The 14,681-nt window shown below is 61.9% G+C and carries 14 protein-coding genes; 9 read left to right on the top strand and 5 right to left on the bottom strand.

Translation table 11 applies throughout. The features are described from left to right. On the bottom strand, positions 1-990 hold a 990-nt coding region (locus ACRESD_RS13400), incomplete at its 3' end, for an AMP-binding protein (protein ID WP_431751341.1). A gap of 51 nt (positions 991-1,041) precedes the next feature. Then, positions 1,042-1,794, bottom strand: a complete 753-nt coding sequence (locus tag ACRESD_RS13395; RefSeq protein WP_431751340.1) for a thioesterase II family protein — start codon at positions 1,792-1,794, stop codon at positions 1,042-1,044. Between the two features lie 302 nt (positions 1,795-2,096). Here ACRESD_RS13395 and ACRESD_RS13390 point away from each other — a divergent pair, with 302 nt between their 5' ends. After that, positions 2,097-2,648: an RNA polymerase factor sigma-70 gene (locus ACRESD_RS13390; protein ID WP_431751339.1), complete on the top strand. Its 552-nt coding sequence runs from the start codon at positions 2,097-2,099 to the stop codon at positions 2,646-2,648. On the opposite strand, the gene ACRESD_RS13385 is transcribed toward ACRESD_RS13390, so the two are convergent. Further along, on the bottom strand, positions 2,645-3,439 hold the full coding sequence (locus ACRESD_RS13385; protein ID WP_431751338.1) for a substrate-binding periplasmic protein: 795 nt from the start codon (positions 3,437-3,439) through the stop codon (positions 2,645-2,647). The genes ACRESD_RS13390 and ACRESD_RS13385 overlap by 4 nt on opposite strands. Positions 3,440-3,531: 92 nt before the next feature. Next, positions 3,532-4,155 (bottom strand): TetR/AcrR family transcriptional regulator, encoded by a 624-nt coding sequence (locus tag ACRESD_RS13380; protein WP_431751337.1) that lies wholly within the window; start codon positions 4,153-4,155, stop codon positions 3,532-3,534. Positions 4,156-4,308: 153 nt separating this feature from the next. Between ACRESD_RS13380 and ACRESD_RS13375 the strand changes: the two genes are divergently transcribed. The 8 genes from ACRESD_RS13375 (at position 4,309) to ACRESD_RS13340 (ending at position 13,826) form a co-directional block, all read left to right on the top strand. After that, positions 4,309-6,087, top strand: a complete 1,779-nt coding sequence (locus tag ACRESD_RS13375; protein ID WP_431751336.1) for an acyclic terpene utilization AtuA family protein — start codon at positions 4,309-4,311, stop codon at positions 6,085-6,087. A 12-nt stretch (positions 6,088-6,099) separates the two neighbouring features. Further along, positions 6,100-6,972 (top strand): SDR family oxidoreductase, encoded by an 873-nt coding sequence (locus ACRESD_RS13370; protein ID WP_431751335.1) that lies wholly within the window; start codon positions 6,100-6,102, stop codon positions 6,970-6,972. A gap of 3 nt (positions 6,973-6,975) precedes the next feature. Continuing rightward, positions 6,976-8,592: an acyl-CoA carboxylase subunit beta gene (locus tag ACRESD_RS13365; protein ID WP_431751334.1), complete on the top strand. Its 1,617-nt coding sequence runs from the start codon at positions 6,976-6,978 to the stop codon at positions 8,590-8,592. A gap of 16 nt (positions 8,593-8,608) precedes the next feature. Beyond that, complete coding sequence (gene atuD, locus ACRESD_RS13360) at positions 8,609-9,766, top strand: citronellyl-CoA dehydrogenase (RefSeq protein WP_431751333.1); 1,158 nt, start codon at positions 8,609-8,611, stop codon at positions 9,764-9,766. Continuing rightward, the gene (locus ACRESD_RS13355; protein WP_431751332.1) at positions 9,763-10,524 is read left to right on the top strand and encodes an enoyl-CoA hydratase/isomerase family protein; all 762 of its coding nucleotides are present in this window, start codon (positions 9,763-9,765) and stop codon (positions 10,522-10,524) included. The genes atuD and ACRESD_RS13355 overlap by 4 nt, the downstream gene beginning before the upstream one ends. Positions 10,525-10,954: 430 nt before the next feature. Next, positions 10,955-12,838, top strand: coding sequence for an acetyl/propionyl/methylcrotonyl-CoA carboxylase subunit alpha (locus tag ACRESD_RS13350; RefSeq protein WP_431751331.1), 1,884 nt, complete (start codon positions 10,955-10,957; stop codon positions 12,836-12,838). A 97-nt stretch (positions 12,839-12,935) separates the two neighbouring features. Beyond that, on the top strand, positions 12,936-13,478 hold the full coding sequence (locus tag ACRESD_RS13345; protein ID WP_431751330.1) for an exonuclease domain-containing protein: 543 nt from the start codon (positions 12,936-12,938) through the stop codon (positions 13,476-13,478). A gap of 63 nt (positions 13,479-13,541) precedes the next feature. Further along, positions 13,542-13,826: a pyrimidine/purine nucleoside phosphorylase gene (locus ACRESD_RS13340; protein WP_431751329.1), complete on the top strand. Its 285-nt coding sequence runs from the start codon at positions 13,542-13,544 to the stop codon at positions 13,824-13,826. 48 nt (positions 13,827-13,874) lie between these two features. Here ACRESD_RS13340 and ACRESD_RS13335 read toward each other — a convergent pair whose 3' ends face one another. Continuing rightward, the gene (locus ACRESD_RS13335; RefSeq protein ID WP_431751328.1) at positions 13,875-14,681 is read right to left on the bottom strand and encodes an MOSC domain-containing protein; all 807 of its coding nucleotides are present in this window, start codon (positions 14,679-14,681) and stop codon (positions 13,875-13,877) included.

Raw genomic sequence — 14,681 nt, 5'->3', positions numbered from 1 at the left:
CAGGGTCGCTTCGGCCAGACCGTAGGAGGCAAAGAAATTGTCCGGGGTAAAGCCGCAGGTGGCGAACTTCTCGGCGAAGCGCTCCAGGGTGTCGAGACGGATCGGCTCGGAGCCCGAATACGCCACGCGCCATTTGCTCAAATCCAGGCGCTCCAGGGCCGAGTCACTGACCCGCTCGCTGCACAGGCGATAGGCAAAATCCGGCCCACCGCTGATGGTGCCGCCGTATTCGCTGATCGCTTCCAGCCAGCGCAACGGCCGCGCGAGGAAGTACGCGGGCGCCATCAACACGCACGGCACGCCGCTGAAAATCGGCTGCAGCAACCCGCCGATCAGGCCCATGTCGTGGTACAGCGGCAGCCAGCTGACAATCACGTCATCCGGGTTCAGGTCGATACCAAACCCGCGACGAATCAACACTTCGTTGGCAACGAGGTTGCCATGACTGACTTGCACGCCTTTGGGCAAGGCGGTGGAACCGGAGGTGTATTGCAGGAACGCGATGTCGTCAGCGTGCAGCTCGGGTTCGATCCAGGCACCAGCACTAGCGCAATCCAGGTGATCGACACTCAACACCGTCGGCGCATTCTCGATTTGCACCAAACCATCGGCGAGGCTGGCGATGGTCAGCAGCAGGCGCGGTTCGGCATCCTGGATGATCGACAGCAAGCGCTCCTGGTGATGCCGGCGCGTGGACTCCGGTGGATAGGCCGGCACTGCGATCACCCCGGCGTACAAGCAACCAAAGAACGCCGCGACATAATCCGGGCCGCTGGGGAACAACAGCACCGCACGGTCACCCAGCGCCGCGTTGGCTTGCAAGGCGGCAGCGATGGTGCGGGCACGTTGGTCCAGGTCACGGTAACTGAGCACAACGCTGTGCTCGGCGGACTCGGCGAGGAAGCGCAGGGCAACCTGGCCCGGGGTCTGCGCGGCGCGACGTTGAAGGGACTGGACCAGGGTGCGGGGAAGTTCGAAGGCGTCCATCATGGGGTTCCTGCCTGAAATCGGCTTACGGGAAAATCGAGAATTAGAGGGCGTTCAGCTGACGGCCAGTTGTCGCGCCACGCCCGTTCGCCAACGGGCCAGGTGCTCTTCGGCATAGCGACGCAGGCAGCGCAGCACAGCGCTTTCGTGCTGCACGAGAAAGAAGTGGTGACCGTCGAACATGTCCAGGGAAAAGCCGCTGGCGGCGTCGAGTTGCCAGTCCAGCAACTGGTCGGCGCGCACGCTGTCTTGCTTGCCACCGAACACATGGATCGGCATGCCCAGCGGCTTGCGCTCGCCATAACTGAAGCTGCCGCACAGCAAAAAATCGGCGCGCAGGATTGGCAGCATCAACTGCATCAACTCAGGGTTGGCCAGGGCTTCTTCGGCGGTGCCGCGCAATTCGCGCAGGCGAGCGATCAACTGCTCATCGGTCTTTTCAATGGCGTATTCGCTGACATCACGGCGGGCCGGGCCAGCGGTGCCGGAAGCGAACAGCGCCAGCGGCGCGGGCACGCCGCGCAAGCTGAGCGCATGGGCCAACTCAAAAGCCAGCAGGCCACCGAGGCTGTGGCCGAACAGCGCATAGGGGCCGTCCAGGTTGCGACTGATCTCATCGGCGAGTTGCGCCGCCAATACCTTGATGTCGCGCTGCAATGGCTCGTCCATGCGCATGCCGCGTCCAGGCAACTCCAGCGGACACACCTGCAGCCAGTCCGGCAAGACGCGGCGCCAGCGTGCATAAACCGAGGCGCTGGCGCCCGAATGGGGTAGGCAGAACAGACGCAGTCGGGTGGGCGTACTCATGGCTTGAGCACTCCCCACTGAAACACGCTGCTTGCTCGTTGGAAACCCATTTCGCCCTCCTGCGGGTGCTGATCCTTGGCCGTTTTGCTAACGGACCTGTCACCCATGAGAACGGACGGAGCCGGCAAATAATTAGTCGTCGAGACGGAGCGAGACGTGCTTCACACCTTTCAAGAAGGCATAAGATTAGTTCGCCTTCTCATTTGACAATCATTATCATTAAGCATAATTTGTTGCCCGATGTGTAGGAGGCCTCAGCACGGACGCCCTCCCCTAACCTCTTTTGCGACAAGGTGATTTCCATGACGGAACAAGTATCCACAGGCAGGTGCGACTCACCGCTTCTCCAGGCGTTCGTCGACAATCGACTGATCCTGGTGAAGATTGCGGCCCGCATTACCGGGTGTCGTTCCCGTGCTGAAGACGTCGTGCAAGACGCCTACTTTCGCCTGCAATCGGCGCCCACGATCACGTCGTCGTTCAAGGCCCAACTGAGCTACCTGTTCCAGATCGTGCGTAACCTGGCGATCGATCACTATCGCAAGCAGGCGCTGGAGCTCAAGTATTCGGGAACGGAAGAGGAAGGCTTGAATGTGGTGATCCAGGGTGCATCCCCGGAAACCTCCCACATCAATTTCAACACCCTGGAAAATATCGCCGACGCCCTGACGGAATTGCCCCAGCGCACCCGCTACGCGTTCGAGATGTACCGCTTGCACGGCGTGCCGCAAAAGGACATCGCCAAGGAACTCGGTGTGTCGCCGACCCTGGTGAATTTCATGATCCGGGATGCGCTGGTGCATTGCCGCAAGGTGTCAGGCAGCCACAGCGATACGTTTGCGCGGCGGGTCTAGTTTCCGGGCACCGGCATCACATCGATGCGGTACGGCTCGAAAATCTTCAGCATCTGGCCGTTATCGCGCAAGCGCTTGAGCAACGCGGCGAACGCCTCTGCGGTGATCGGTGCTTTCGGGCGCAGCAAGGCAAAGTGGTGATACACCTGGTCGATACGCTCTGACACCAGGAACTGCCCCGCCATATCCGCATTGCGCACCATGAAATCACTCAGGTACGAACGGGTCACCAGCGCGATATCGGCACGCCCGCGTGCAACCATCAGCAGATTGCTGTCGTGGGAATAGGTCAGCGTGGCATTGAAGTGCTCGGCCATGTACTTGGGGTCGGAGTTGAAGTTGGCAAACGCGTAGTGATAGCCGCTGAACACTGCCAGACGCTTACTCGTCAGGTCGGCGAAGTAGTCTTGGCCGCGATCGGGCTCACGTTGGGCCACGAAGATTTCCGCATCCTCCAGGCCCATGTCGACACTGGTATGAGGGATGTTCTGCCAGCCCCAGTCGGGGTTTTCGAAGATCGCCATGTCGACCCTACCCTGTTCAAAGTCCCTGAAACGACGTGGGATCGAGGTAGGCACCAGCACAAACTGGTAGTCGCTCTGCAACGCATTCAGGGCCTCCGCCAATTGCGGCAGCAGGCCGGTGTCGGCGCCTTGTTCGGGACGCACGGTGTAGGGAGGAAAGTGCGCGGCGCCAACCCTTACCAATTGCGCAGCAGAAACCGGCATCCACCCCGCGGTGCCCACTGCCAAAAATGTAAGTCCTGCAGCCAGCCGCCATGGCGAAAACATCGAGGCACACACCGTTCAACACTCTGATGGCAATAAGCTAGGCGTTTTTCCCAGGCGAGACAACTTTCGCCGCCAAATTAATAGCTTGCGTCTCAGTCGGCCTTCAACACCATCAGCAGGGCTTCTTCGGCCAGTTGCTCAAGGGTCAGGCTGCCTTGGGCGCGGAACCAGGTGGTGGTCCAGGACAGCGCCCCCGTCAGGAAGCGTCGCGTGATAAACACATCGCCCCGGATATAACCGGCAGCCTTCGCCTCCCCCAGTACCTGTAGCCAGATGTCTTCGTACACATCGCGCAGGGCGAGTACCTGAACCTGGCCTTCGGCTGACAGCGAGCGCCATTCGTACACCAACACCGCCATGGCCTCGCCACTTCCGCCCATGATCGACTGCAATTCGCAGCGGATCAGCGCCAATACACGCTCGCGCACGTTCGTCGCATCCTCAAGGGATGCGCGCATCATCGCGGTGTTGTAGTGAATGGTTTCCTCCATCACTGCACGCAGGATCTCGTCCTTGCTTTTGAAGTGATGAAAAATGCTGCCGGACTGAATGCCCACGGCGCTGGCCAGGTCGCGCACGGTGGTGCGCTCAAAACCCTTGTTGCGAAACAGGTGAGCCGCGGTTTGCAGCAACTTGCCCCGGGCACTGTCGGGGTCGGTCAATTGGCCACCGTCGACCATGGTGCGCATCACCCGCTGGGCTTTGTGCTCATCCATGCTGCTCTCCTTCACTTCTACTGACGTCTTGGGCGGCAATTTAGGCCGTGACCGCCACCCAAGCAAGCGCTTGGGCAAAACTTGTGTCGGGAGTTTACAAACCAAGCGCTTGCTTGGTAGTCTCGACACCAGCCATTCGAGGAAGGATTTCTCATGAGCAAGACGGTTCGTATCGGCTGCGCCAGCGCGTTCTGGGGCGACACGTGCACGGCTGCCGCCCAACTGGTGCATGGCGGTGCGCTGGACTACCTGGTGTTCGACTACTTGGCGGAAGTCACGATGTCGATCCTCGCCGGGGCGCGGTTGAAAGATCCCCACGCAGGCTTTGCCACGGACTTCGTCGAAGTGCTCACCCCACTGCTGGCCGATATCCAGCGCCAGGGCATCCGCGTGATCAGCAATGCCGGCGGCATCCATCCGCAAGCCTGCGCCGCTGCACTGCAAGCGGCCTGCGACAAAGCGCAACTCCCACTGAAAATCGCCGTGCTTCTGGGTGACGACTTGCAACCCCAGCTCAAACACCTGCATGACATCACCGATATGTTCAACGGCGCGCCACTGCCGCCGGCCTGTGTATCCGCCAACGCGTATCTCGGCGCTCCGGGCATCACCCAGGCGCTTGATCTCGGCGCCGATATCGTCATCACCGGTCGGGTAGTCGACAGCGCCGTGGTCAGTGCCGCGCTGGTGCATGAGTTCGGCTGGTCATGGCAGGACTACGACCGCCTGGCCCACGCCGCGCTGGCCGGGCACATCATCGAATGCGGCGCCCAGTGCACTGGCGGCAACTTCACCGATTGGCGCAACGTGCCGGACTACGAGCACATCGGTTTCCCCATCGTCGAAGTCAGCGCCGACGGCCAATTCACCGTGAGTAAAGTCGACGGCACGGGCGGGTTGATCAGCGAACTCAGTGTGGCCGAGCAGCTGCTGTATGAAATCGGCGACCCACGCGCCTACCTGTTACCCGATGTGATCTGTGATTTCAGCCAGGTGCGCCTGCAGCAACAAGGCAAAAACTGCGTGCGCCTGCACGGAGCCAAAGGCTTGCCGCCCACCCCGCAGTACAAAGTCAGCGCCACTTACCTGGACGGCTTCCGCTGCACCGCCAGTTGCCTGATCGCCGGAATCGATGCGGTGGCCAAGGCCGAGCGCGTCAGCCAGGCGATCATCAACAAGACATCGGAGCTGTTCAGCCAGCGCGGTTGGGCGCCCTACACCGAAGTAAATATCGAACTGCTCGGCAGCGAAGCCACCTACGGCGCCCACGCCCAACGTCATGACTGCCGCGAAGTGGTAGTGAAACTCGCCGTACGGCACCCTAACAAGCAGGCATTGACACTGTTCGCCCGTGAAATTGCCCAGGCGGCGACAGGCATGGCTCCGGGCTTGACCGGCATCGTCGGCGGGCGACCATCGGTGTATCCGCTGATCCGGCTGTTTTCGTTCCTGATCGACAAATCGGCGTGTGCGCCAGTGATCGACCTCGACGGCGTCCGCCACGCCGTTGCGCTGCCTGCCGCCGTGCCCGTGCTCACGCCGGCCGCGTCCATCGAACCACCCCAGCCCCAGGGCCGCGCAGACGCCAGCGTACCGCTGGTCAAACTCGCCGTGGCGCGCTCCGGTGACAAGGGCAACCACAGCAATATCGGCGTGATCGCCCGTGCCCCCGAGTACTTGCCGTGGATCGCCGAAACACTGACCCCGGAGGTGATCGTCGACTGGATGAGCCATGTGCTCGACCCGCTCCACGGTCGTGTCGAGCGCTGGTATTTGCCAGGTAGCCACAGCCTGAACTTCCTACTGGAAAACGCCCTGGGCGGTGGCGGCATCGCCAGCCTGCGCATTGACCCCCAAGGCAAAGCGTTCGCCCAGCAACTGCTGGAAATCCCCATCGCCGTGCCGCAACACATCGCTGACCTACTCACTTAAAGGACCGTCGCCGTGGCCTTCGACTCGATCTTCAAAGCCGACCTGTTCCAGGGGCAAACCGTGATTGTCACCGGAGGCGGCAGCGGCATCGGCCGTTGCACCGCCCATGAACTGGCGGCGCTGGGGGCCCAGGTGATTTTGGTGGGACGCAAGCCAGAAAAGTTGCAGAAGGTCGCGGCGGAAATTGCCGAAGACGGGGGTCTTTCCCACTGGCTGGCCTGCGATATCCGCGACGAAGAGGCCGTGAAAGCGCTGATCAGCCAAATCCTGCGTGACCATGGCCCAATCCACGGGCTGGTGAATAACGCCGGTGGCCAATACCCATCGCCACTGGCCTCGATCAATCAAAAAGGCTTTGAAACCGTACTGCGCACCAACTTGGTCGGCGGTTTCCTGATGGCGCGGGAAGTGTTCAACCAATCCATGAGCAAGCACGGCGGCGCTATCGTCAACATGCTCGCCGACATGTGGGGCGGCATGCCCGGCATGGGGCACTCGGGGGCCGCCCGTTCGGGCATGGATAACTTCACCAAGACCGCCGCCTTCGAGTGGGGCTATGCCGGGGTGCGAGTCAACGCCGTGGCGCCGGGCTGGATTGCGTCCAGCGGCATGGACACCTACGAGGGCGCGTTCAAGGCGGTGATCCCGACCCTGCGCGAACATGTACCGCTCAAGCGCATCGGTACCGAGTCGGAGGTCAGCGCAGCCATTGTGTTTTTGCTCAGCCCGGCTGCCGCCTTCATCAGCGGCAGCACCTTGCGCATCGATGGCGCCGCCAGCCTGGGCAGCCGCGCCTGGCCGCTGCACAAGGCGCAGCCACCGAGCGAGCCGTTCAATGGTTTCCATCGTGCGTATTTGCCCGACGTGCTCAAGGCGGAGCAATAAACCATGCCGGTCATCGAAACGCAGGTCGACACGCACAGCCCGCCGTTCGCGCAAAACCGCGACGCCATGCTCACGAGCCTCCAGCAGCTGCGCCTACTGGAGCAGAACCTGCTGAGCAAAGCGCAAGAAGCCAAGCCCAAGTTCGACAAGCGCGGCCAACTGCTGCCCCGCGAGCGCCTCAACCTGCTGCTGGACCCTGGCGCGCCGTTTCTCGAACTGGCCAGCCTGGCCGGCTACAAACTCCACGATGACAAAGACGGTAGCGCCGCCGGTGGTGGTTTGATCGCCGGCATCGGCTACGTCAGCGGCGTGCGAATGCTGGTGGTGGCGAACAACAGCGCGATCAAGGGCGGCACCATTTCCCCCACTGGCCTGAAGAAATCCCTGCGCCTGCAGCAGATCGCCATGGAGAACAAACTGCCGGTGGTGACCCTGGCCGAAAGCGGCGGCGCCAACCTCAATTATGCCGCCGAGATTTTCGTCGAAGGCGCACGCAGCTTCGCCAACCAGGCACGGATGTCAGCCATGGGCTTGCCGCAGATCACCGTGGTGCATGGTTCGGCTACGGCGGGCGGGGCGTATCAACCAGGGCTGTCGGATTACGTGGTGGTGGTACGCGGCAAAGCCAAGCTGTTCCTCGCCGGGCCGCCCCTGCTCAAGGCCGCCACCGGTGAAGTGGCCACCGACGAAGCCTTGGGCGGCGCCGAGATGCACGCGCAAACCGCCGGCACAGCCGAATACCTGGCAGAAAACGATGCCGACGGCGTGCGTATCGTACGTGACATCGTCGACCTGTTGCCGTGGGATGATCGACTGCCGCCAGCCGGCCAGCGCGCTTACAAAGAGCCGCTGTACCCCATCGACGAACTGTTGGGGTTGATCCCCGATGATCCGAAAAAACCCTATGACGTGCGCGAAATCCTCGCGCGCCTCGCCGACGGTTCCAACTTCCTCGAATTCAAGGGCGAATTCGATGCCCACACCGTCTGCGGCCACCTGCACATCCAGGGGCGTGCCGTCGGCGTGATCGGCAATAACGGCCCGATCACACCCAAGGGCGCGAGCAAGGCCGCGCAGTTTATCCAGCTGTGCGACCAGAGCCGCACGCCACTGCTGTTCCTGCACAACACCACCGGTTTCATGGTCGGCACCGAATCGGAACAGCAAGGCGTGATCAAGCACGGCGCGAAAATGATCCAGGCCGTGGCCAATGCGCGAGTGCCTAAACTGACGATTGTGGTCGGCGGCTCCTACGGCGCCGGCAACTATGCGATGTGCGGCCGTGGCCTGGACCCACGGTTCATCTTCGCTTGGCCCAATAGCCGCACGGCGGTGATGGGCGGCGCACAGGCGGGCAAGGTGCTGCGCATCGTCACCGAGGCCAAGCAATTGAAAGACGGCCTGGTGCCTGATCCCAAGGTGCTGGACATGCTCGAACAGGTGACCGCGCAGAAACTCGACAGCCAATCCACTGCGCTGTATGGCAGCGCCAATCTGTGGGACGACGGGCTGATTGACCCCCGAGATACCCGCACCTTGCTGGGGTTTCTACTGGATATCTGCCATGAGGCCGAAGTGCGGCAGTTGCAGCCCAACAGCTTCGGTGTGGCGCGTTTCTAACAGGAGAACAAAAACAATGATCTTCACCCAGGAACACCAGGAACTGCGCCGCACCGTCCGCGCCTTCGTCGACCGCGAGATCAACCCTTATGTGGATGAATGGGAAAAAGCCGGACGCTTCCCCATCCACGAGATCTTCCGCAAGGCCGGCGACCTCGGCCTGCTGGGCATTTCCAAGCCTGAACAGTTCGGCGGCATGGGCCTGGACTACAGCTACTCCATCGTCGCCGCCGAAGAGTTCGGCACCATCCGCTGCGGTGGCATCCCCATGTCCATCGGCGTGCAGACCGACATGTGCACCCCCGCCCTCGCCCGCTTCGGTTCCGATGAGCTGCGTGACGAATTCCTGCGGCCAGCCATCAGCGGCGAACAAGTGGGCTGTATCGGCGTCTCGGAAACCGGCGCCGGCTCCGACGTGGCCGGGCTGAAAACCCACGCACGCAAGGACGGCGACGACTACGTGATCAACGGCAGCAAAATGTGGATCACCAACTCGCCCAGCGCCGACTTTATCTGCCTGCTGGCCAACACCTCCGACGATAAACCGCACATCAACAAATCGCTGATCATGGTGCCGATGAACACGCCCGGCATCAGCGTCAGCCCGCCCCTGGAAAAACTCGGTATGCACAGCTCCGAGACCGCCCAGGTGTTCTTCGACGGCGTGCGCGTGCCGCAACGCAACCGCATCGGCCACGAGGGGGCGGGCTTCATGATGCAGATGTTGCAGTTCCAGGAAGAACGCCTGTTCGGCGCGGCCAACATGATCAAGGGCCTGGAGTACTGCATCGACAGCACCATCGACTATTGCAAAGAACGCCAGACCTTCGGCAAGGCGCTGATCGACAACCAAGTCATCCACTTTCGCCTGGCCGAACTCGCCACCGAAATCGAATGCCTGCGCGCCTTGGTCTACCAGGCCACCGAGCAATACATCAAAGGCCAGGACGTGACCCGCTTGGCCTCCATGGCCAAACTCAAGGCCGGGCGCCTGGGCCGCGAAGTCAGCGACAGCTGCCTGCAATACTGGGGCGGCATGGGCTTTATGTGGGACAACCCGGTGGCGCGGGCCTATCGCGACGTGCGTCTGGTGTCGATCGGCGGCGGCGCCGATGAAATCATGCTGGGCATCATCTGCAAACTGATGGGCACCCTGCCCGGTAAAAAGCCATGAACACCTTGCTGCTCGAAGCCCACAACGGCGTGCTGCACATCACCCTCAACCGCCCTGCAAGCCGTAATGCGATGAGCCTGGAAATGGTCAATGAACTGCGCTCGGTACTGGCACAGTTGGACAGCCAGACGCGAGCCTTGGTGATCAGCGGTGCCGGTGGGCATTTCTGTGCGGGTGCGGATGTGAAGGACATGGTCAACGCCGGCCATCAGTTGCAGGCGTTGAACCGGGCGTTTGGCACGTTGCTGCAGGAGGTCGAGGCCGTGCCGCAAGTGGTGATCGTGGTATTGCAAGGCGCGGTGCTGGGGGGTGGGTTTGGGTTGGCGTGCGTGAGTGATGTTGCGATTGCCGATCATCAGGCTCAGTTCGGTTTGCCGGAGACCAGCCTTGGGTTGTTGCCGGCACAGATTGCGCCGTTTGTGGTCAAGCGCATTGGGCTGACCCAGGCGCGGCGGCTGGCGCTGACAGCGGCGCGGTTTGATGGCGCTGAGGCGGGGCGGTTGGGAGTGGTGCATTTTGTGGAGGTGGATTCGCAAGGGTTGGCGCAGCGGCTTGATGAGGTGTTGGGGCAGGTTTTGCGCTGTGCGCCGGGGGCGAATGGACGGACTAAGGCGTTGTTGCTGGCCAGTGTGGAGGAGCCGCTTGAAGTGGTTCTGGATCGGGGGGCGCAGTGGTTTGCTGAGTCGGCGCTGGGGGTCGAAGGGGTTGAGGGGACGCAGGCTTTTGTGCAGAAGCGCAGGCCTGGGTGGGCTTTGTGAGTTGAGGGCATATCCGTTTTTTGGGTAACGGCGGCTGGCGGTTCCGCCCTTACGGCGGGTCACTTTGGGGGCGCCTAAGATCAAAGCCTGAGCCTGAGCCGAATTAGATGTGCTTTTCTGTGGGAGCTGGCTTGCCTGCGAAAGCATCAGCCGGATATGCCTGATTCACCGAGGTGTCCGCATCGCAGGCAAGCCAGCTCCCACATTTGACCGAGGTCGACTGTCAGATTCCGGTTGGCTTTAAGGCCGCCGCGCTTTGGCTTTTGATCTGCGGTCGCCCCGTCAAACACGCTGGCCGGAGCGAGGTGCCGAGTGTTTGGACGAAGGCCTTTTGGTTACTTTTGGGCCTTCCCAAAAGTGACCCGCTGTAAGAGCGGAACCGTAAGTCGCCGTTACCGAAGAATTGGATATGTACCCGAGGACCGCATCAATGCCGCAGTTCACCAAAATCCTGATCGCCAACCGCGGGGAAATCGCCTGCCGCATCCAGCGCACGGCCCAAGCCCTGGGTTACCGCACCGTGGCCGTCTACAGCGACGCCGACGCCCAGGCCCTGCACGTCCAAATGGCCGACGAAGCCGTCAACATCGGCCCCGCGCCGGTGCAGCAGTCGTACCTGAACATCCCGGCCATCCTCGAAGCCGCCACACTCACCGGCGCCGACGCCATCCACCCCGGCTACGGCTTCCTCTCCGAAAACCCCGACTTCGCCCGTGCCTGCCAAAACGCAAACATCACCTTCATCGGCCCAAGCCCAAAAGCTATCGAACTGATGGGCAGCAAACGCCTGTCCAAACTCGCCATGCTCGACGCCGGCGTGCCCTGCATCGCCGGTTACCAAGGCAGCCAACAAGACAACACGACTTTGCAACAGGAAGCCAACCGCATTGGCTACCCCTTGATGATCAAGGCCAGCGCAGGCGGCGGCGGGCGTGGCATGCGCTTGGTGCACGATGCCAGCACCCTGCTGGAAAACCTCCAGACCGCACGTTCCGAAGCAAAAAACGCCTTTGGCAGCGACGAACTGATCCTCGAACAAGCCCTGATCGACCCGCGTCACGTCGAAATCCAACTGTTCGGCGACAACCACGGTAACCTCATTTATTTGGGTGAACGCGACTGCTCGATCCAGCGCCGTCACCAGAAAGTCATCGAAGAAGCCCCCTGCCCCGTGATGACACCCGAATTACGCCAGGCCATGGGTGAAGTCGCTCTCAAGGCCGGACGCGCGGTGAACTACGTCGGCGCGGGCACTGTGGAATTCCTGCTGGACCGCGATGGCCAGTTCTACTTCCTCGAAATGAACACCCGCCTGCAAGTGGAACACCCAGTCACTGAACTGATCACCGGGTTGGACCTGGTGGACTGGCAGCTGAAAATCGCCGCCGACGAACCTCTGCCGCTGAAACAGGCCGACGTCACCCTGACCGGTCACGCGATGGAGGTCCGCTTGTACGCCGAAGACCCGGCACAGGGCTTTTTGCCGCAAACCGGCGATGTGCTGCGCTGGGAGCCGGCCGCCGGCGTGCGGATTGACCACGGCGTACGGCAAGGTCAGCGCATCAGCCCGTTCTACGACCCGATGCTGGGCAAGATCATCGCCCACGGTGCCACCCGCGAAGAGGCTCGGCGCAAACTGCTGCGGGCAGTGGAAGATACGGTGCTGCTGGGGGTGAGTACCAATCAACCATTCCTGACGGACTTGCTCAAGCACCCAGACTTTATCGCGGGTGATTTCAGCACCGGGTTTATCGCTGAACACTTCAGCGACATTGCCCACCCAACCACGTCAACAGAGCAACTCGCCCTGGCCGCCGCGCTGTTCTATCAACACAGCGCCGAACAGCATCCCCGAGCCCTGGCGGGCTGGCGCAACAACGCAAATGTGCCTTGTACTTACCGCCTGGAGGTTAACGACAACCTCCACACTGTCACCGTCGACCCGCTGGCACTCACCTGCGACGATCACCACGCCATCGTGGTGCTCAACGGTATCCGCCGCCGCATCGCCTACCACCTCGACGACACCCAGCTATGGCTGCCCGGTGTGAAGGTGATCAACCGCACTCAGCAGCCTGCCAGCCGCCAAACCGATGCCAGCAGCGGTACGGTCAAGGCCCCGATGGACGGTGCCATCGTCGACGTGCGTGTCAGCGCCGGTGACAGCGTGAGCAAAGGCCAACTGCTGCTGGTGTTGGAGGCCATGAAAATGGAACACCCGCTGACGGCCGGTATCGACGGTGTGATCAAGGGCGTGCAGGTCATGGCGGGTGATCAGGTGCGCAATCGCCAGGTGCTGTTGGAGATCGAATAAACGCAGCCCCGTGCCCCCATGAAAAAACAGCGCGGAACTACAAGGTCACGCTACGCTCTATCCCCATCAGGAAAGGACGAGTACGGGAACCTGCGCGATGCCCCATTGGCTGATTATTGACCTCGAAGCCACAACGGATGAAGGCGGCTGGCCCGTGACGGAGATGGAAGTCATCGAGATCGGCGCCAGCCTGGTCAACCGCCAGGGTCGCGAGCTGGATCACTTCCAGCGTTTTGTGCGGCCGCTGCGCCGTCCATTGCTGACGCCGTTCTGCCGCCAACTGACCCACATCACTCAGGCCAACATCGACGGTGCGACACCGATCACCGAGGTGTGGCCGCTGTTCGAGCGCTGGTTGGGCCAGCATCAAGCACGCCTCGAAGGCTGGGCCAGTTGGGGGGATTACGACCGCATGCAGTTGGAACTGGAATGGCAGCGCCATGACCTGAGCAGCGCCCTGGCGCAGACGCCCCATGTCAATCTCAAGCAACGCTTCGCCAAGGCGCGGCGCCTGGACAAGCCGCTGGGGCTCAATGGCGCCCTGCAATTGGCGGGAATGCAGTTCAATGGCCAGCAGCATCGTGCACTCGAAGATGCGCGCAATACCGCACGCCTGCTGCCGTTGATTTTGCCGGTCTAGGCAGCTCCCCTGGGCTTGGGCATACTGGCCGACCTTTCCAGCCCCTTTTCCGAGGATTCACCCATGTTCAAAGTCAACGAGTACTTCGACGGCACCGTCAAGTCGATCGCTTTCGGTACCGCAGAAGGTCCGGCGACCATCGGCGTGATGGCCCCGGGTGAATACGAATTCGGTACGGCCCAGCGTGAAATCATGCACGTGGTGTCCGGCGCGCTGACGGTCAAACTGCCAGAAGCCAGCGACTGGCAGACCTTCGCCGCCGGCAGCCAGTTCAATGTACCGGCCAACAGCAAGTTCCAGCTCAAGGTCGCGGTAGACACCGCTTACCTGTGCGAATACCGCGGCTGATGTCCGGCCGTTGAAAAAAATGCCCGTCTCCCAGGAGACGGGCATTTTTTATTCCAGGATCGTGACCGGCATGCCGACTTCAAGGTGGCCGGCACTATCGTTGACCAGGTTCTGGCCAAACATCGCCCCGTTCTCCGTCTTGCGATAGGTATCGAGCGTGGCGAAGGGTTCGCGGTCGGCGCTGCGTTCGCCAGTCGCGGGATCGATCGTGGTGAGAATGCAGCGTGAGCATGCCTTGACCACGCGAAACTCGACATCGCCGATACGCAAGCGCTTCCAGCCGTCTTCGGCGAACGCTTCACCGCCTTCGATCACCAGGTTGGGACGAAAACGCAGCATCTCCATGGGGCGGCCAACGTGTTGCGAAAGATCGTCCAAGGACGCCTGGCCGATCAGCAGCAGCGGGTAACCGTCGGCAAACGCCACTTGGTCATCATCTTTGCCGAAACCGGCCTCGGTGGTGCGTGCCCGCGTCAGCGGCATCTGCACCAGCCGCGTGGGTTTTCCGATAAAGGCGCTGACCCAGGCGGCTGCCTCATCCCCGGCATCCGGCACACGCAAGGTGTCGCGCCAGATGGTCACGCCACGCAATTCGGCGTCTTCGCCCGGCAGCGCCACGTCCAGCGGCGCAACGCCTGGGGTGCTGAGGGTCAAGCCGCCATCAGCGTTCCAAAGCGCCGACAACTGGCTCATCTTCGCCACGGCCCGCTGCGTCAGGAAACGCCCGCTGGCTTCGTCCACCAACATCCAGCGTCGGTCCCCGTCCAGCCCCAGCTTATCCAGGCCAATCTGCTGCAAGACCTCGGCCTTGCCGGACTTCAAAGGGTAACGGTACAACGCGCTGAGACGAAGCAT

Source organism: Pseudomonas sp. (genome assembly GCF_050739995.1).
In the GTDB taxonomy this organism is placed as follows: Bacteria; Pseudomonadota; Gammaproteobacteria; order Pseudomonadales; family Pseudomonadaceae; genus Aquipseudomonas.
Note: the sequence above shows the minus strand (reverse complement) of the source record. Positions and strands in the feature narration are given on the sequence as shown.